Raw genomic sequence first — 17,869 nt, 5'->3', positions numbered from 1 at the left:
ATGAGCACCTTCACCCCACCTGTGATATTTTGTTGAAATCAGGATGGTGGTGAAGGTGTTTTTGTCTAAAATCATTAAAAAGGAGCTTATACATATGAATTCAATTGATTACTTAAACCAGCCTTATTACGCGAAGAGAACAACGGCTGTTGCCAATAAAGGCATGGTTGCTACCTCCCAGCCGCTTGCCTCTCAGGCTGGTCTGGATATTTTAAAAAAAGGCGGGAATGCGATTGATGCAGCGATTGCAACTGCTGCCACGCTGACTGTGGTGGAGCCGACTTCCAATGGAATAGGAAGCGACGCCTTCGCACTTGTGTGGGTGAAGGAACAGCTTTATGGCTTAAATGCCAGCGGTTCATCTCCTGCATCCATTTCAATAGAAGCTGTTAAGGAAAGAGGGCATGAAGAGATTCCAGCTTACGGATTGATCCCTGTGACAGTACCGGGTGCTCCAGGAGCCTGGGCCGAGCTTTCCAGCCGATTCGGGAAGCTTCCTTTAACAGAAGTACTTGCACCAGCTATTGAATATGCTGAAGAAGGATTCCCTGTATCTCCAGTTCTTGGGAAGTTTTGGGAAGCTGGATATAAGAAGTTCAAAGAAAACTTGGAGGGAGAGGAATTTCAGGCATGGTTTGATACTTTTGCTCCTGAAGGAAAAGCTCCAGAAATCGGTGAAGTGTGGAAGTCTCCCGGGCATGCAGATACGTTAAGAAAAATAGCTGAGACGAATGCCGAAGCATTTTACAGCGGGGAAATTGCCGATAAAATTGATGAGTTCTCGAAGAAATATAATGGTTTTATCCGCAAAGAGGATTTAGAGAATTATAAGCCGGAATGGGTAGACCCGATTTCTATTAATTACCGCGGCTATGATGTATGGGAAATCCCCCCCAATGGCCATGGGATCGTAGCACTTTCTGCGTTAAATATAATGAAAGGATTTAAGGTTAATAGTAAAGAAGACACGGACACCTATCATAAGCAGATCGAAGCAATGAAGCTGGCCTACGCCGACGGTCAAAAATACGTTGCGGATCCCAATTACATGGATGTAACTGCGGAACAGCTGTTAAATGACATTTATGCTGAAGAAAGAAGAAAGTTAATTCATGAGGAAGCTCTTACTCCAGAGCCGGGTACCCCTCCTAAAGGCGGCACGGTTTATCTGGCGGCAGCTGATGATGAAGGAAATATGGTTTCTTTTATCCAAAGTAATTATATGGGCTTTGGGTCAGGGGTTGTTGTCCCTGAAACCGGCATCTCTCTGCAAAATAGAGGCCATAACTTTACGATGGAAGAAGGTCACGCGAATTCGCTGCAAGGAAATAAGCGCTCGTATCATACGATCATTCCAGGCTTTTTAACTATAGAAGGAACTGCGGTTGGACCATTTGGAGTGATGGGCGGATTTATGCAGCCTCAGGGACATATGCAGGTGATTATGAATACTGTGGATTTTCATTTAAATCCGCAGGCAGCTTTAGATTCCCCGAGATGGCAATGGATGAAAGATAAGACGGTTTGGGTAGAGCCTGATTTTCCTACACACATTGCAGCAGAGCTTCGACGCAAGGGACACGATGTTCAGGTGCAGCTGGAGACCGGGGCTTTTGGAAGAGGCCAGATCATCTGGCGGGATACGAATGGAACCTTGTACGGAGGCACGGAATCAAGAACGGACGGTACGATTTCTGCCTATTAATTTTTTAGAGAGGAGCGGGAAGCTGTGCAGCAATTGAATCTCTTCCTTGCTTTTTTTAGAGTAGGGATTTTCGGATATGGAGGGGGGCCTTCCTCCATACCTCTCGTTCATAATGAAGTAGTAAAAAAATATAAGTGGATGTCGGATGACGAATTTGCTGACATATTAGCTCTCGGCAATTCGCTTCCTGGGCCGATTGCGACTAAAATGGCCGGCTATATCGGGTATCGGGTTTCAGGGCTGCTGGGCATGATTAACGCTGTTTTAGCCACTATTCTGCCAACGATCGTCCTTATAATCATCTTGCTGACCTTTTTAAATAATTTTCGCGATCTCGCCTGGGTAAATGGCATGACCCAGGCTGTCGTCCCAGTCGTAGGAGTAATGCTTGCAGTGTTAACCTATGACTTTTTGAAAAAATCACAGGGCAGTCTTGGTTACCTGCTGACCATTCTATTAGGATCAGGGTCACTGATTTTAATTGAAGGAATAGGCATACATCCCGGCATCATAATTGCAGCCTTATTGTTGTTCGCCCTTTTAAAACCTATGAAGAAAACAAAAAATGACGTCACTAAGGAACAAAGCAAGGAGTCAACTCTATGATATATTGGCATATCTTTATCGCATTTTTCATACCCGGCATCGTAGGTTACGGCGGCGGGCCGGCTTCCATTCCGCTGGTTGAAAATGAGGTAGTCGGCCGATTTAAGTGGCTGACGGTGAATGAATTCAGTGAAATGCTTGCTATGGCCAACGCATTGCCAGGCCCGATTGCGACTAAAATGGCTGGGTATATAGGCTATCAGCAAGCCGGCATTCTCGGAGCTTCTGTCGGAGTATTTGCTACCGTAGCTCCTTCGTTAATTTTAATGATCGCATTACTAAGCCTGCTCAATAAGTATAAGGGATCACCTCGGGTGAAGTTGATGACTTCCCTGATCCGGCCTGCAATCGCCGTCCTGTTAGGTGTCATGGCCTACCAATTTTTTCAGACATCATATGTATCGACAGGCACCCTGCATACTATACTACTGATTGTATTAAGCTTTGTACTGCTTGAAAAGGTAAAGGTACATCCGGCCTTTGTAATCGCCGGGTCGCTTCTATATGGAGCCGTTTTTCTCGGATAATAAAACCATTATTTGAAACAACTGCACGCCTTGTCTCGTATATACATATATGACGGAGAAGGGAGTTGTTAATTATGAGCAATTATTCAATTGATGAATTTATTCGGCAGACAAAGCAGGATGAAAGTGAAAATGAGTTCTTTGAATTAGAAACACCGCGTATATTAGAAGTAAATCTCTCTGATCAAGTATGGGCCAAATCAGGTTCCATGATCTCTTACAATGGAAACATTAAGTTCGAAAGAGAAGGGATCTTAGAACATGGAGTCGGCCGCATGTTTAAAAAAGCTTTATCAGGTGAAGGCAGTTCACTTATGAAAGCCACAGGCCAGGGAAGACTTTACTTAGCCGATCAGGGAAAAAAGATTACGATCTTTAACCTTGATAATGAAGCGATAACGGTAAACGGCAACGACTTATTAGCATTTGAACCAGGTATTCAATGGGATATCAAATTAATGAAAAAAGTAGCAGGAATGATGGCAGGTGGACTGTTCAATGTTACCTTAGAAGGCAGAGGAAGGGTGGCGGTCACTTCACATTATGAACCTTTAACTTTGCTCGTTAAGCCCGGATCTCCTGTGATTACAGACCCTAATGCTACGGTAGCCTGGTCCGGTCACTTAAAGCCGGAATTTCGCACAGACATCAGCTTGAAAACTTTTGTAGGGCGGGGAAGTGGTGAATCTATTCAAATGGAATTTAACGGAGAAGGTTTTGTCATTGTCCAGCCATTTGAAGAGGTGTATACGTCTGGAAGCAGCTGATTTTTAAAAAATAGTGCTTTCGCCTTTACTTCGACTAAAAAAAATTGTATTATATAGAATAACTAAAAAAATAACGGAAACTTCTTATCCAGAGAGGCGGAGGGACTGGCCCTTTGATGCCCGGCAACCATCGAATCAATCATTAGATTGACGAGAACGGTGCCAATTCCTGTAGAATGGTTGATCCATTCTAGAAGATGAGAGGATCGTACGGAAATGACGACCCCTTTTCTTTATCTCGGATAAGAAAAGGGGTTTTTGATTGTATAAACCGTCAAGCTCTCTTAGGTAGAAGTTGCGTTTAGAGAAAGGGAAGATGATGATGGCAACAGCTATTTTTGCAGCAGGATGTTTTTGGGGAGTTGAAGCATTTTTCGAACGCTTTGAAGGAATTACGAAAACAAGAGTTGGATATACAGGCGGGCATGTACCCCACCCAACTTATGAGCAAGTAAAAACAGGAACTACCGGGCATGCAGAATCCATCCGAATTGAGTATGATCCACAAGTGATCACTTACGGAGGCCTGGTTAATATATTTTTCGAATCACACGATCCTACAACAAAAGATCGCCAGGGTGGAGATGTTGGCCACCAATATCGTTCCGCTATCTTTTATCAGAATGAAGCGGAGAAAGCTATAGCCGAAGAAAAAATTCAACAGTGGACGAATAAAGGCGTTTTTAAGCGACCGATTGTTACGGAAGTTACTCCGGTTGAAACTTTCTATGAAGCTGAAGAATATCATCAGAAATATTCACAAAAGCACAGCTCATTCGCTTGTGGAATCAGCTGACGATTTGGCAAGCACCTTTTCTAAATGGAAAAGGTGCTTTTTTATGTTGTCTAGGAAATTAAAAAATTCCAAGCTGTGGATATGTTTAGAAGAGCGACATCCAGCTCCATCCCCCAGACACTCGGGTCATAAGCAATCCGCCCTGCTAAAAGGGAAGGCCACCTTCCTCCGGCCGTTTTGCTTATGCGTTTCGTGTCTACCAGGCGCTTTAAGCCTTTGTTCTGTGGTTGTGGTACGGCTGAGGAGGGAGAGCGTTGTAGAAGCAGTTATGAACGTTGAAAAGAAATTGAAAAACCGGTGAAAGCACCCGGAAATTCTAAAATCGCCGCGCGCGCTAAAAAAAGCTCCTCTTAAAAGAAGAGGAGCTGCATCCGTCTAGCTTAATGAAGTTTTTAAATCACGGTTTAACTTTTTCATTTTTTCTTTAATTACTGCTGTATCGGCAAACATATCGTGAATACCTTGGTGTTTCTTCGTGAAAATGACGACAAGGTAAGGCAGTCCAATGACCGCCATGCTGATATATCTTCCGATGACTTCTCTAAAAATCACTTGTCCTTTTGATAATGAATCTCCTTGAAGCGATTCTACGGACAAGCCGAGAATCATTTTTCCGAGTGTGGCCCGGAAGAACCAGGTCATTAATGCAAAATACAGAAAGAACACAAGGGATTGAACGATATTCGATGCACTAAACAATTCTATCCATAGTTTTGCATCTGAGAGGTTAGTTAATCTTAACAGCGGTCTTGTGATGATAGAATTCAGACTCCAAATCACTATTAAATCAATAATGTAAGCAAAGAAGCGAGGAGCGAATCCAGCGTAGATGACGCGGTGAAATTCTGTTAAGTTTTCCGTAACGGTCTCGTTTAAGTGGCTGCGGTTCGGCTCTACGGTATCCATTTAATCTCCTCCTTTACTCTGAGTACATATACATCATGCGTGGTCCTTGGCGGTTATCGATCATCTCATTTATCCATTTAATTTCATTGTTTGGTAAAAAACTTTCCACACTAAGCGGAATCCCAAGGAAGCTGTCAGTGTTGGTGTATTCGAAAATTTCTGGGTTACCGCCGATTTCTTCTTTTAAGGAATTCAACGCATCTTCTTCAAACCCGATCTGATCAATCAGGCCGTTGTCCGCAGCTTGCTGTCCTGAATAAATACGGCCATCTGCCAGTTCTCTCACTTTATCTTCGGACATTCCCCGTCCTTCGCTGATTACGTTGACGAACCCTTGGTAAGACTCATCGACTAGGGTTTGAAGGATTTCGCGGTCTTCTTCTGTCATCTCTTTTGTAGGGCTCATGATGTCCTTGAATTGGCCGCTCTTAATCGTATTGAATTTTACACCGTATTCATTAGCAAGCTCTTGATAGTTAATGCTTTGCATAATGACACCTAGTGATCCTGTGAAAGTTTCTTCAGATGCAAAAATTTGATCAGCGGGTGCTGATATGTAATATCCTCCTGATGCGGCCATGCCGCCCATTGAAACATACAATTTCTTATCCTGTTCTTTAATTTCCTGAAGCTTGTCGTGGATTTCTGCGCTTTCAAATACCCCTCCGCCTGGAGAGTTAACGTAGAGCAGAACTCCTTTTACGGTACTGTCATTTTTAATAGCTTCGAGCTGTTTCATGAACTGCTCGTGGTTATATCCTTCGCCTGAAAATGGGTTGGACCCCTCGCCTGAGATAATCGTTCCATCTACGGTAAGGTGGGCAATTCGGTTTGAATTTGATCCATTCTCTACTACTTTCTCTTTGGGACCTTCATCCTCAGTAAACATGTTTCGGGATTCATTAAATGTATCAGACATTAAAAATCCAATGCTTTGAGTAAGAACGCCGATAAGTAATAACCCTGCTGCAATTCCTATGGCTATCAGCCGCTTTTTCTTCATATTCACCTTTCCTTTCATAAAATCTCTGAAACCTAATCGTAGCAAAAAAATACCAAATAATATATAAAAAAGTGGGTGTTCACGAATCGTTTACATTCCATTCACTTTCCAGGATGCTCATCTCCCATAAATTCCAGAATTCATGATCCACCAGTTTGTGATCGAGCAGGCAGCCGTCGATTTGAAAGCCGGCTTTTTTATATGTATGTACGGCCGGCTCGTTAAAATCAAATACGCCAAGGCTGACTTTATGTAATTGCAGTTCATTAAAGGAAACCTCAAGCAGAGCTTCCAACATTTTTAATCCCAACCCTTTACCTCGTTCTTCACTACTTATAAAAATATGGCCGACACGTGCGGAGCGGTTTATGTGATCAATATTTTTTAAAGCTGCGTGGCCTACTGTAAGTCCGCCTTCCACCGCTTTATAAATTTGACAGTTAGCTTTTTGTCTATAAATCTCAAGCTGTTCGGACGTTAGAGGGAAGGTAAAAGACGAGCCCGCCCATTGCACAAGGAGTCTTGGGTCAGAGATCCAGGCTATCAACTGCTGTTCATCTTTTTCTGTAAAGTTTTCTAATCGAAGCACAGATTATTCCTCCTTTTCTGTTACTCTTAATTTACAATAAAAAGAAACAACAGAGAAGAAAAAAGGGGGAGAAGGCATGTGGCTGAATGACGCGATATTAATTATCATTACCATCTTCATGGCAGCGGGTGCGGTGGACTATGCCTTTTTACATAATCGTTTTGGACTTGGTGATAAGTTCCATGAAGCTTTTATGATGATGGGGCCTTTGGCGTTGGCAATGGTGGGGATTATTTCACTGGCTCCTGTTATTTCTGAGCAGCTTGCTCCCTGGGTCGTTCCATTGTATAACCGGATCGGGGCTGATCCGGCCATGTTTGCGTCTATGATCTTAGCCATTGATATGGGGGCATATCCATTAGCTGAGTCGTTAGCGGAAACAAAGCAGGGGGCTGTCTTTTCCTGGGCGTTTCTTGGAACTATGATGGGGCCGACGATCGTATTTACAATTCCGGTCGCCCTGACGATTATTGAAAAAAGCGACCAGCCTTATTTCGCACGTGGGATATTAATAGGCATCATCACGATCCCCTTTGGATGTTTGGCGGGAGGGGCTTTAGCGGGGTACGAAATTCTATGGATGATTAAAAACTTAGTGCCTACAGTCTTTCTAGCATTATTTATAGGACTTGGAATATGGAAATTTACGAGAATTACGACTCGTATGTTCTCGCTGTTTGGAAAAGGGATAGAGTGGGTGATCATTGCCGGCCTGATCGCTATTATTGTCCAGACATTAACTGGAGCTGCTGTTATTCCGGGCCTGGCTCCAATAAATGAGGGAATTCAAATCGTAGGGAGCATAACAATTACTTTAGCGGGGGCTTATCCACTTGTTGCTTTTATTAATCAGGCAGGAAAAAAACTGTGGGAAAAAGCAGGAAAACAGATAGGCATCAACTCGATAGCTGTGACAGGATTAATCGCTTCATTAGCCCACCACCTTCCTATGTTTGCTGTATTAAAAGAAATGAATTCTAAAGGGAAAGTTGTGAATTCAGCCTTTGCAGTCAGCGGGGCATTTGCCTTTGGAAGTCATATCGGGTTTGTGGCAGGGATTGAAAAAGAAGTAATGGCTGCTGTAATGGCGGGTAAGCTGACAGCAGGTATCCTTGCCGTTATTATCGCCTTGTACACGACTTCAGATTAGAAAAGTTTAATTACTATTTTGTGTATTTATTGGCATAACAGCTTGCAGCAATGGAGTCCGGTTTTATTTTAGGTTCAAATCCTAGTGATTCAATTCTTGCAATCATTTCGTTTACGTATGCACGGGTGCGATTTCTTTCACCAGCTCCAATATCAATATGTCCTTCCATCGTAAAAGTCGCATCTTTATAAATATGAGGGAGGATAATATCAATCATTTGATCAATTTTCTCTTTCGTAAATAAAGAAGCAACTTCTTCGGTCAAAGTTGTTTCATAAGAAATTCTTTCATGAAGGGTGTCCATACAGCGGGGGATTTTCACTTTACGAATACACGCCCACGCTCCTTTACCAACTCGGTGAATAACGATGCCTGTAATGAATAAGGTGTGGTCATAATGGACTTGAGAATCAGTTCCCAGCATTAATCTGTAATTTCCAATGGGGTCTTCCTTCATAAAAAAGATAATATTAGTGAATACCTCTTCAAAAGTCATGTGGGGATGACTTATATTTTGAAAGGAAATGGAATCCATGATTACGCCTCTCTCCACTTTTTTTATTATCGTATTCACTTTTTATTATGTACGTGTATTAAATAAAAATTGACGGCATATGCCGTCATTCAGCTTGTAGAGAAACCTCATACTTTTTAGACGACCGGCTTAGATACAGCAAAGGGCTCCGGGAAACGGATCGCTTTCCATGGGCGTACGGTGAGCTTCCTTAAGGTTTCGCCTTTTAGGGATCTCACCCTGTCCTTTTCTCCCATAGGATTCTCACCGTTTCCCTTCGCCTGATACGTTTTCTCTCTCGTTTTATTTGCTCTCTTCCCGGGGTTTAAGCTCTTAAAGGTGTAAGTGACCTAGTGAAAGATCAGCTGATTCCCTTTCTCGCATGAGCAGGATTCCATTCACCTTTACCTCGTAATGGGAAGGAAAGCGAGGTGGTTCCCGATCCCATTTGCCCCCTTTTATGGCTATGGAATCCTACCTCATGGAGTTTATTAAATTGCTCTAGAATATAAATATCCAAACTAATAAGATTGTGATTACAAAAGTAATTGCATAGATAATCGTTAACCTTCGTATACTTGCATCGGCCCCGGTCTTTTCCTCCTTAAGACTGTTTAATTCTGCTTCTCCTGTATTTTCTTCTTTTTCCTTGGCTGTCATATCTTTTGCTACTTTAATTGTTCCAATTAGGGCAATCAGGCAGAGCATAATAGCGGCTACATAATAGACAGGATACATCTGATAGCTCCCCTTTCATAGTTAAAGGTACTAAGATTACTGTAAGTCGATAGGCTTTGCCCTTTTAACGAACAAGGACAGAATAAATCCTAGGGCTGCAATGGAGAAGGCTACAAAATAAACAAGTTCGACACCAGCGGTCGTGGCCTGATTCATTGAGGATAGAGACGCTGGATTCTCCATCGACTGCAGTACACTTTGTTGTTTGGACGTTAAAATACTGATAAAAACAGATACACCGATCGCGCCGGCAACAGGTTGTAATGTATTCATGATCGCTGTCCCGTGTGGATACAGGCGTTTAGGCAGCTGGTTGAGTCCATTCGTCTGAGCCGGCATCATAATAGCTGAAACAGAGATCATCAGCAGAATGTAGCTGATAATGATCACGTAAACAGGGGTTTCCCCGCTGACACGGCTTAAGGAAAACATCGTAGCTGTTAGAACAGCCGCCGCCGGAATAATGAGCTTTCGGGGGCCGAAATTGTCGAATAGCTTTCCCATTATGGGAGATAGTAAGCCGTTTAGAAGCGCGCCGGGCAGAAGTACCAGGCCGGCAGCCGCCGGTGTTAATTCAAGCGGACCCTGCATAAACATCGGAAGTATAATTTCTGATGAAAACATGGACATCATGACGATAATAAACATAACCAGTGCGATAGAGTACATTGGATATTTAAAGACGCGTACGTCAAGGAGCGGATCATCGTTCGTATTTCCTTCCATGTATAATCTCCTTTTTGTAAGTTTCCCCAATAGACATTATATAGGAAAGAACTCAAGTACAGGAGGTTTTTACTTAGAAAAATTATGAAAATCCTTTAACAATCTGATCAACCTTTTTGTGAGGCTGCTGTTTCTCCATATAAAGATCTTCTTCCGCCATCCATTCCTTCCAGAACGAAAGTCCGGAGTCTCCGTCTCTTTGAAGGCCGCGCTTTAATCTCAAGTCTTCTGGTGTCTCCACCCAGATCGTATAATCATAGAATTCTCGCATTTCGTCTCTTGTGCTGTAACAGCCCTCAATAATGACCATTCCTTCAGGCTCGATGGTATGCCACTCAGCCAGGTCGTTCAGCTCCCAGTCGTAACGCTGGTAGCGGCACTTTGTTCCTTTTAAAAGCGGGGTGATGACTTGATCAATCAGACGCTGATAATCAAAGTTTCCTCCGATATCGCGAATTATCTTCCTTTCTGAGGAAGGAAGATAAAAGTCATCCATATGAACAATGGCTGATTTGGAGTATCTTTGAGAAATTCCTTCAGCCAGAGTACTTTTTCCTGCGCCGCCGCAGCCATCTATTCCAACGAGAGTCAGGTTCTTATTAAAGCCAGGTAATTCTGTCATCACGTCATCTCCTATTTACATGGCTTCTGGAGTTTCTATTCCCAGTAATGAAAGCCCCTCTTTTAATATTTGAGAAAAGCTATAGACGAGTGTTAATCGAGCATGTAATTGATCTTCCTGTAATATTTTTGTGACTGTATAGTACTGATTGAAAGATTTCGCCAGATCTAACAAGTATTTAGCTATCTTGCTTGGGTCATATTCTTTCCAGGCTGTTTTGACGACATCCGGGTAGGCACGCAGCTGTTTAATAAGAAGCCATGCATTCTCGTCCAAAAGAGAAGGAGAAGCTTCCTGCAGGTTAAAGCCTCCTTTTGATAAAAGTGAATTTGCACGTACGCAGGAATATTGAAGGTAAGGTGCCGTATGACCTTCAAAGGTAAGCATGTCTTTTAACGAGAATTCTACATCGTTCTGACGGTCATGCTTTAAATCATGAAAAATCACAGCACTGACACCGACTTGTTGAGCCACTTTATCTTTATGCGTGAGTGTGGGGTTCTTTTCTTCTATATTTTTCTTCGCCAGATGAACAGCTTCTTCCAACACTTTTTCTAAAAGCACAGTTTTTCCTCGGCGTGTAGACATTTTTTTTCCTTCTTGAAGCATCATTCCAAATGAAATATGCTTCATATTGTCTGCCCATGGGAACTGGAGCTTCTTTAACACTTGCATCACTTGATGAAAGTGAAGCGACTGTTCATGACCGACTACATAGAGCGCTTCGGAAAAAGAATAGCTTTGATAGCGATCAATTGCAGCTGTCAGGTCGCGCGTGGCATAGGTCGTTGTTTCGTCGCTTTTTTTAATAAGGCAGGGAGGGAGGCTCTCTTCATCCAAATGTACGACTTGCGCTCCGTCCGATTCTTCTAAAAGACTTCGCTCCTTTAAAAGCTGAACGACTGCCTCCATTTTATCATTATAATAAGCTTCCCCACGGGTAAGATCGAATTTGATTCCAAGCAGTTGGTAAACTTTATTAAACTCTTCAAGAGAAGCGTCTTTAAACCACTTCCACAATTTAAGAGCTTCCGGTTCATTTTGCTCAAGCTTTTTAAACCATTGACGGCCTTCGTCCTCCAGGGAAGGGGTTTTTGCTGCTTCTTCGTGAAATTTTACATAAATTTTATTCAGCTCAGCTATTGGATTTTGACGAACTGTTTTTTCATCACCCCAGCGTTGATAAGCAGCTAACAACTTGCCGAATTGAGTGCCATAGTCACCGATATAGTTGATCTTTACTGTCTTATAACCGCAGTGTTCCGCAATCTGGGCCAGGGAATTCCCGATGATTGTTGAACGTAAATGACCCATAGAAAAAGGCTTCGCAATATTAGGTGCGGATAAGTCAATTGCAATGGTTTTCCCAGTGCCAAAATCATGTTTTCCATAGTGTCCAGAGAGAACTTGTTTAAGAGTATGGGCAGCGATAAAATTCTGATCAAGAAAGATATTAATATACCCTTTTATGGGCTCCGCGTCAGCGAAGATATCATGTTTTAACTTAGGAGCCAGCTCTGCTGCAATCTCATTTGGGGATTTGCGAAATTTAGCAGCAAGCTTAAAGCAAGGGAATGCGAGGTCGCCGAGTTTATCCTGCTTGGGTATTTCAATTTGAGAATAGACCCATTCACGCGAAAATTCCTCACCTAGGAGATGGGACAATTGTAAGGCAAGAATATGTTTTTCCATTCTACTTTCCTCCTTATAAATAAGTATAGGCGTCTGCTCCTTTTTAAAGGAAGAACTTTTAAGCCTCCCTCCGAAGGGTGATAACAGTCGATGTGCCGTTAAATTCCCTTCCATTAACAGAACCTAAAAAAACCCCCGTCTCTTGGAAAAAGAGACGAGGGTGTATACTCGCGGTGCCACTCTTATAGCTATAGTAAAATAGCCGCTCAACATTGGTAACGGGGTTCATCCCCGGCCTTTCCTACTAAAAGTATTCAAAAAGGCTTCTCGAAAGTCCGGTTCACTCATCTTTCGCTTCTCAGGCTCCCACCATCCCTGACTCGCTTTAAGCGGCTTCAATGAGCTACTCTCTTTCTCAACGAATGTAAGATATTAAGAGTGATTATAGCTGAGAGCTGTAATTAAAGCAACAGGAGAATAGAAATTTAAAGGAGGTGGCACTATACGAGCGAGGAGGTTATTTATGGATTGGGCTAACCCTCATTCTGAAACAGGACTATTTTCTTCTATATAAATAAATGGAACTGTAAGAAACTTTAGATTCAACCGGCCATATTAAAGAAGGCTTCCATCTTGATAGAGCAAAGGTGTTCGACAATACATGAGAGGTACGAGGATCCAGCTTGTCCTCAAGAAGGTCCATCGCTTTCGGGTATAAATAGGTAAAAATCAGGTCATATTGCCTGAGATCTTCATCCATAAAGTTACGACGCTTTATAATTAAATTACACCGCGGCTGAAACAGCTTTCTAAGATGTAAAAAACACCAGGGGACCCATGCGGTTTCATAAGCGGTCACTGTGGAATCAGGGAAGCGGCCGGCAAATGAAAAAGCCATTGTCCCAAAGCCCGCCCCTAAGTCAGCAATCGTTTGAGGAGCGAGGGATTCCGCAAGTAATAGAGTGGCATCTCGCTCTTTTCGGGTAGAAGGAGTCGGTGTAATTCCGTTTTTGGCTGAATCCAGTAAGAGGAGCAGCACGAGTAATAGTAAAAAGGAAATAAGGAAGACGCTAAACACATTCATTACATTTCACCTCTTCGTTTTATTATAGAGGAATGAGACATTTTGCGGGTAGAAAGAAGCAACAATTGATAGAATTGAAGAGAGGTGATGAAAATGGAACCAGTCCATACTATAGAAGAGGTTCGCACGAAGCTTCAAAAAAGTCCGCTCACTTTACTTTATATATCGCAGCCAGGCTGTACAGTTTGCCATTCACTGCTTCCGCAGGTAGAAGAAATGATGAAAGAGTTCCCGCAGATTAATGCCGTCCATGCAGATGCACAGGAAGTAAAAGAAATTGCGGGAGAATTTGAGGTTTTCACCGTTCCAGTCGTTATATTATTTTCAGAAGGGAAAGAGCTGACTAGAATGGCACGGTTTGTTCCGATGGGAGATCTTCACCATCAGCTCACAAAATATAGGCATTTTCTTTTATAAAAGACGTTCTCCTTCCATTAGATGAGAACGTCTTATTTTTATGAAATGATCGCTTCATAGCAGGATTTTCAAATATTTCCCTTAATATCAATCTCCATATACTCTCCTGAGACGGAATTATTTCCGATGAGACGCAGTCGTGTTGATATATCTCTCTATGAAACCGTTTACGCTCACTAATTGGACAATATAAGCATGACTTGCAAAATACCCCTTGAAGTTAGTTCCCCAAGTGTTATGATAAAAAACGTGTTGTTGAGAGCGAACAAAATGCGAACGGGAGAGATGTTACCCAAATGATGAATCAAACGATTGCTTTTCTAGGTGCAGGATCAATGGCAGAAGCTATGATCTCAGGAATGGTGGAGTCAGGAAAAATTCCTGCAAAGCAAATCATTGTTACAAATAGAAGTAATCAAGCACGACTAACTGAAATTCAAGAAAAATACGGTGTGCGCACAGTTTTAAAAGATGAACTGAATTTCGCAGAAGTTGATCAGTTTATCCTTGCTATGAAGCCAAAAGATATTGATGCCGTATTACAAGATTTAAAATATAAAATTAATCCAAACCAAGTACTCGTTTCTGTACTTGCCGGGATTTCAACCTCATATATGGAAGAACGCTTAAATGACGGACAGCAAGTTATCCGTGTAATGCCGAATACTTCAAGTATGCTGAGAGAATCTGCTACGGCAGTAACTCCAGGAAAGCATGTAGCATTTGATCAGGTTGTATTTACAAAAGAGTTAATGAAGGCCATTGGAGAAGTCTTCATTATTGAAGAAGATAAAATGGATGTTTTCACGGGAATCGCAGGAAGCGGTCCAGCATATTTCTACTATCTAATGGAGCATATCGAAGAAACAGGAAATGCGGAAGGCATGGATCGTGAAACACTTAGAGAAATCGGTGCACAGACTCTGCTTGGAGCAGCGAAGATGATGCTTGAGCGAGAAGAATCTCCAACTGAGTTAAGAGAAAACGTAACATCACCAAACGGTACAACAGCGGCTGGCTTGAATGCACTGCACGAAGCAGGCGGCGGTGAAGCCATCGCAGAAGCCATTAAAGGCGCAGCAAGCCGTTCAAAAGAAATGAGTAAACAATTAGAAAATGTACTAGTTGGTTCTAAATAAATAGATAAGTGAAATAGGAGTGATATATTGGTTAACGGCACGAACAAGAAGCGTGTAGTTATTAAAATTGGAAGTAGTTCATTAACAAGTCTTCACGGTGAAATCAGCCGCAGGAAGCTTGAGAAATTAGTAGATGAGATTGTACGAATTAAAGACGACGGGCATGAAGTATTACTCGTATCATCAGGAGCCGTAGCGGCTGGTTACCGTAAACTAGGCTGCTTGACACGACCGGATTCCTTACCAGAAAAACAGGCAGCAGCGTCCGTTGGCCAAGGATTGCTTATGGAATCATATTCTGATTTATTCCTATCTCACGGCTATATCGGTTCACAAATATTAATAACTCGCAGTGACTTTTCTGATGAAAATCGTTATAATAATGCGAGAAACACAATAAATGTTCTTTTAGAACGTGGAATTATTCCAATTGTAAATGAAAATGACACGATCACGATTGATCGCTTGAAGTTTGGCGACAATGATACTCTATCTGCAAAAGTTGCCGGACTTGTTGACGCGGATGATCTTATCATCCTTTCTGATATCGACGGCTTATATGATGCCGACCCACGTAAAAATAAAGATGCCAAACTGCTTGACACGGTGCATGAAATTACACCGGAAATCGAAGCGGCAGCAGGAGATCCTGGAAGTGATGTAGGAACAGGAGGTATGAAGTCTAAAATTGATGCCTTCAAGATTGCTATGGCTTCGGGAATCTCATCCTTCTTAGGAAAAGCAAGTGAAAAGAGCGTAGTGTATGATGCCGTGTATCGTAAGGCAAAAGGCACTTACTTTGAGCCTGAACCAGACCAGGAAAACTTAAATCAGAAGAAACAGTGGATTGCGTTTAACTCTGGTCCTGAAGGTAAAGTAACAGTTGACCATCAGGCACGTGAAATTATCGTGGAACAGCGAGACAATCTGCTGCCAGTAAACGTTCACCATGTTTCTGGACGTTTCAGCAAAGGTGCAGTTGTAAGAATTCACGACCTTGATGGCGAAGAAATCGGTCTTGGTGTAGTCAATTACTCTTCCGACCAAATGAAGAAAATGATCAGCTTAACGGACAATGAACTTGAATCCTATGATATGGCAGCAATCGAAAGTAAAGATTTAGTTTGTCACTTAGAAGTTAAACTGCCAGTCGGTGTATAAAAGTCTATAAGGAAACGCCCTGCATGCGCAGGGCTGGGATTCCTTTTTAAAGCATATATCCCACTAAAGTGGGCCTAAATACTCAAGGAGGTCTTGGATGACACTAATGAAAAGTAATGTGAACGTTGAGGAACAAGCAAAAGAGGCACAGAAGGCTTCGAAAAAGTTGTTAATTCTTTCCGAGAACGAAAAGAATGAAGCATTAAATCACTTAGCTGGCGTGTTAGAAGAAAATTATGAAACGATCTTACAAGCGAACAAGAAAGACTTGGAGAACGGCGAAGAAAAAGGTTTTTCTGAAGCTTTCATGGACCGCTTGTCTTTATCTAAAGAACGTGTTTATGATTTTGCTAACGGACTACGTGAAGTAGCAAAGCTTGAAGACCCAACAGGGAACATTCTTTCCGATTGGACGTTAGACAATGGCCTTCGAGTCGAAAAAATAACCGTGCCTTTAGGCGTAATCGGCATGATTTATGAAGCTCGCCCTAACGTAACAGTAGATGCTACTGGATTAGCGCTTAAATCTGGAAACGCCATTGTACTAAAAGGCGGATCTTCTGCGATTAACTCCAACAAAGCCATTGTTGAAGTGATGCACAAAGGTCTTCAAGAGACGAAAATTCCAAAAGAAGCGGTTCAATTTATCGCGAGCACGGACCGTGAAGCTACTAATCAGCTGTTTACAATGAAAGAGCATATAGATGTTCTGATCCCTCGCGGAGGCGGTAAGCTCATTCAAGCCGTTGTAGAAAACGCAACAGTACCGGTGCTTGAAACAGGAGTAGGGAACTGCCACATCTATATCGACCGCGAAGCGGATGTAGAAAAAGCGATTAACATTCTAGTGAATGCGAAAACCGATCGTCCAGCAGTTTGTAATGCTGCTGAAACGCTTGTCGTACACGAAGAATGGTTAGAGAAAAACAGTGAGGCCCTTGTAAAAGCTTTCCAACAACACGGCATTAACGTACACGGAGATGAGAAAGCTATTGCTCATATCCCAGGTGCCGTTCCAGCTGGAGAAGAAGACTGGGCAAACGAATACTTGAGCACAGACATCGCTGTGAAAACTGTAAGTGACCTGACCGAAGCAATTGCTCATATTGAAACTTACGGAACGAAGCACTCTGAAGCGATCGTTACAGAAAATAATGAAACAGCTCAGAAATTCCTAAGCCTTGTTGACGCAGCTGCTCTTTACCACAACGCATCTACAAGATTTACAGACGGCGGCGCACTTGGTTTCGGTGCTGAGATCGGAATTTCCACACAGAAACTTCACGCCCGTGGACCAATGGGCTTGCCTGCATTAACAACGATCAAGTTCCTTATGAAGGGCGACGGACAAATTAGATAATATGTTAGCTGGAAGAGAAGCGGAGTGCCGCTTCTCTTTTTTTTTGCTTGGGTGGAGAGTGTGGATTCTCAAATAACCGTGGTAGCTTCTTAAATAAGGGAGTGTGATTCTCAAATAACGCGGATGAATTCTAAAATAGCGGCATGGGTTTCTCAAATAACGCATCATTTTTCTAAAATAAAGGTTTCAGGACATATTTTCTGTCTTTAGTTTTCCCAATAATTTTTACGCTGTTCTCAATAAGAATGGTTTTTGCCTGATAGTCAGAACGAATCCCACTGAATCTTTTGAACTCCGCACTCGTAACTACACTTCCAAACAATATTTGAAAATCACGGAGCACCTCAAGGTGAGCCTCTTTTGATTTTACTCCACAAGTCTTACAACACCAGTGGTCACGCCGCCGCTCCATGGTATAACTGGAGCA

19 protein-coding genes, 1 riboswitch and 1 other annotated feature are annotated in these 17,869 nt (G+C 42.4%); of the genes, 10 read left to right on the top strand and 9 right to left on the bottom strand.

Features of this window, described 5'->3' with window-relative positions:
* The first annotated feature begins 94 nt into the window (after window positions 1-94).
* From HUS26_RS11845 to msrA, 5 genes are all read left to right on the top strand, one after another.
* On the top strand, window positions 95-1,705 hold the full coding sequence (locus HUS26_RS11845; RefSeq protein ID WP_173917348.1) for a gamma-glutamyltransferase family protein: 1,611 nt from the start codon (window positions 95-97) through the stop codon (window positions 1,703-1,705).
* 24 nt (window positions 1,706-1,729) lie between these two features.
* Window positions 1,730-2,311 (top strand): chromate transporter, encoded by a 582-nt coding sequence (locus HUS26_RS11840; RefSeq protein ID WP_173917347.1) that lies wholly within the window; start codon window positions 1,730-1,732, stop codon window positions 2,309-2,311.
* A complete protein-coding gene (locus tag HUS26_RS11835; protein WP_173917346.1) occupies window positions 2,308-2,838 on the top strand; it encodes a chromate transporter in 531 nt (176 codons plus the stop codon). Before HUS26_RS11840 ends, HUS26_RS11835 begins: the two co-directional genes overlap by 4 nt.
* A gap of 74 nt (window positions 2,839-2,912) precedes the next feature.
* Window positions 2,913-3,605 (top strand): AIM24 family protein, encoded by a 693-nt coding sequence (locus HUS26_RS11830; RefSeq protein WP_173917345.1) that lies wholly within the window; start codon window positions 2,913-2,915, stop codon window positions 3,603-3,605.
* Window positions 3,606-3,686: 81 nt separating this feature from the next.
* Window positions 3,687-3,809: riboswitch (SAM riboswitch) on the top strand.
* A 118-nt stretch (window positions 3,810-3,927) separates the two neighbouring features.
* Entirely contained in the window at window positions 3,928-4,401 is a 474-nt protein-coding gene (gene msrA, locus HUS26_RS11825; protein ID WP_173917344.1) for a peptide-methionine (S)-S-oxide reductase MsrA, read from the top strand.
* Window positions 4,402-4,776: 375 nt separating this feature from the next.
* On the opposite strand, the gene HUS26_RS11820 is transcribed toward msrA, so the two are convergent.
* The 3 genes from HUS26_RS11820 to HUS26_RS11810 form a co-directional block, all read right to left on the bottom strand.
* Entirely contained in the window at window positions 4,777-5,307 is a 531-nt protein-coding gene (locus HUS26_RS11820) for an RDD family protein (RefSeq protein ID WP_173917343.1), read from the bottom strand.
* Between the two features lie 13 nt (window positions 5,308-5,320).
* On the bottom strand, window positions 5,321-6,310 hold the full coding sequence (gene sppA / locus HUS26_RS11815) for a signal peptide peptidase SppA (protein ID WP_173917342.1): 990 nt from the start codon (window positions 6,308-6,310) through the stop codon (window positions 5,321-5,323).
* 79 nt (window positions 6,311-6,389) lie between these two features.
* Window positions 6,390-6,899 carry a GNAT family N-acetyltransferase gene (locus HUS26_RS11810; protein WP_173917341.1) on the bottom strand — a complete coding sequence of 170 codons (510 nt, stop codon included), beginning with the start codon at window positions 6,897-6,899 and terminating at the stop codon, window positions 6,390-6,392.
* A gap of 76 nt (window positions 6,900-6,975) precedes the next feature.
* On the opposite strand from HUS26_RS11810, the gene eutH reads away from it, so the two are divergent.
* Window positions 6,976-8,049 carry an ethanolamine utilization protein EutH gene (gene eutH, locus HUS26_RS11805; RefSeq protein ID WP_173917340.1) on the top strand — a complete coding sequence of 358 codons (1,074 nt, stop codon included), beginning with the start codon at window positions 6,976-6,978 and terminating at the stop codon, window positions 8,047-8,049.
* Window positions 8,050-8,062: 13 nt separating this feature from the next.
* Here eutH and HUS26_RS11800 read toward each other — a convergent pair whose 3' ends face one another.
* The 6 genes from HUS26_RS11800 to HUS26_RS11775 all read right to left on the bottom strand — a co-directional run bounded on the left by HUS26_RS11800 (window position 8,063) and on the right by HUS26_RS11775 (window position 13,365).
* Window positions 8,063-8,584, bottom strand: coding sequence for a ribonuclease H-like YkuK family protein (locus tag HUS26_RS11800; RefSeq protein WP_173917339.1), 522 nt, complete (start codon window positions 8,582-8,584; stop codon window positions 8,063-8,065).
* Window positions 8,585-9,064: 480 nt separating this feature from the next.
* Window positions 9,065-9,301, bottom strand: a complete 237-nt coding sequence (locus HUS26_RS11795; protein WP_173917338.1) for a hypothetical protein — start codon at window positions 9,299-9,301, stop codon at window positions 9,065-9,067.
* A 36-nt stretch (window positions 9,302-9,337) separates the two neighbouring features.
* Entirely contained in the window at window positions 9,338-10,027 is a 690-nt protein-coding gene (locus HUS26_RS11790) for an MFS transporter (RefSeq protein WP_173917337.1), read from the bottom strand.
* 82 nt (window positions 10,028-10,109) lie between these two features.
* Window positions 10,110-10,649 carry a uridine kinase gene (locus tag HUS26_RS11785; protein WP_173917336.1) on the bottom strand — a complete coding sequence of 180 codons (540 nt, stop codon included), beginning with the start codon at window positions 10,647-10,649 and terminating at the stop codon, window positions 10,110-10,112.
* Between the two features lie 15 nt (window positions 10,650-10,664).
* Entirely contained in the window at window positions 10,665-12,341 is a 1,677-nt protein-coding gene (gene argS, locus HUS26_RS11780; protein WP_173917335.1) for an arginine--tRNA ligase, read from the bottom strand.
* A 147-nt stretch (window positions 12,342-12,488) separates the two neighbouring features.
* Window positions 12,489-12,709: a binding site (T-box leader), on the bottom strand.
* Between the two features lie 128 nt (window positions 12,710-12,837).
* Window positions 12,838-13,365 (bottom strand): hypothetical protein, encoded by a 528-nt coding sequence (locus HUS26_RS11775; RefSeq protein ID WP_173917334.1) that lies wholly within the window; start codon window positions 13,363-13,365, stop codon window positions 12,838-12,840.
* 93 nt (window positions 13,366-13,458) lie between these two features.
* On the opposite strand from HUS26_RS11775, the gene HUS26_RS11770 reads away from it, so the two are divergent.
* From HUS26_RS11770 to HUS26_RS11755, 4 genes are all read left to right on the top strand, one after another.
* On the top strand, window positions 13,459-13,782 hold the full coding sequence (locus HUS26_RS11770; RefSeq protein WP_173917333.1) for a thioredoxin family protein: 324 nt from the start codon (window positions 13,459-13,461) through the stop codon (window positions 13,780-13,782).
* 296 nt (window positions 13,783-14,078) lie between these two features.
* A complete protein-coding gene (gene proC, locus HUS26_RS11765; protein WP_173917332.1) occupies window positions 14,079-14,921 on the top strand; it encodes a pyrroline-5-carboxylate reductase in 843 nt (280 codons plus the stop codon).
* A 27-nt stretch (window positions 14,922-14,948) separates the two neighbouring features.
* Complete coding sequence (gene proB / locus HUS26_RS11760; protein ID WP_173917331.1) at window positions 14,949-16,082, top strand: glutamate 5-kinase; 1,134 nt, start codon at window positions 14,949-14,951, stop codon at window positions 16,080-16,082.
* A 97-nt stretch (window positions 16,083-16,179) separates the two neighbouring features.
* Window positions 16,180-17,442 (top strand): glutamate-5-semialdehyde dehydrogenase, encoded by a 1,263-nt coding sequence (locus tag HUS26_RS11755; RefSeq protein ID WP_173917330.1) that lies wholly within the window; start codon window positions 16,180-16,182, stop codon window positions 17,440-17,442.
* The last annotated feature ends 427 nt before the right edge of the window (window positions 17,443-17,869 follow it).

The organism is Halobacillus sp. Marseille-Q1614 (assembly GCF_902809865.1).
Classification (GTDB): domain Bacteria; phylum Bacillota; class Bacilli; order Bacillales; family Halobacillaceae; genus Halobacillus_A.
The sequence above is the reverse complement of the archived record's forward strand: the minus strand, read 5'-3'. Positions and strand labels throughout refer to the sequence as shown.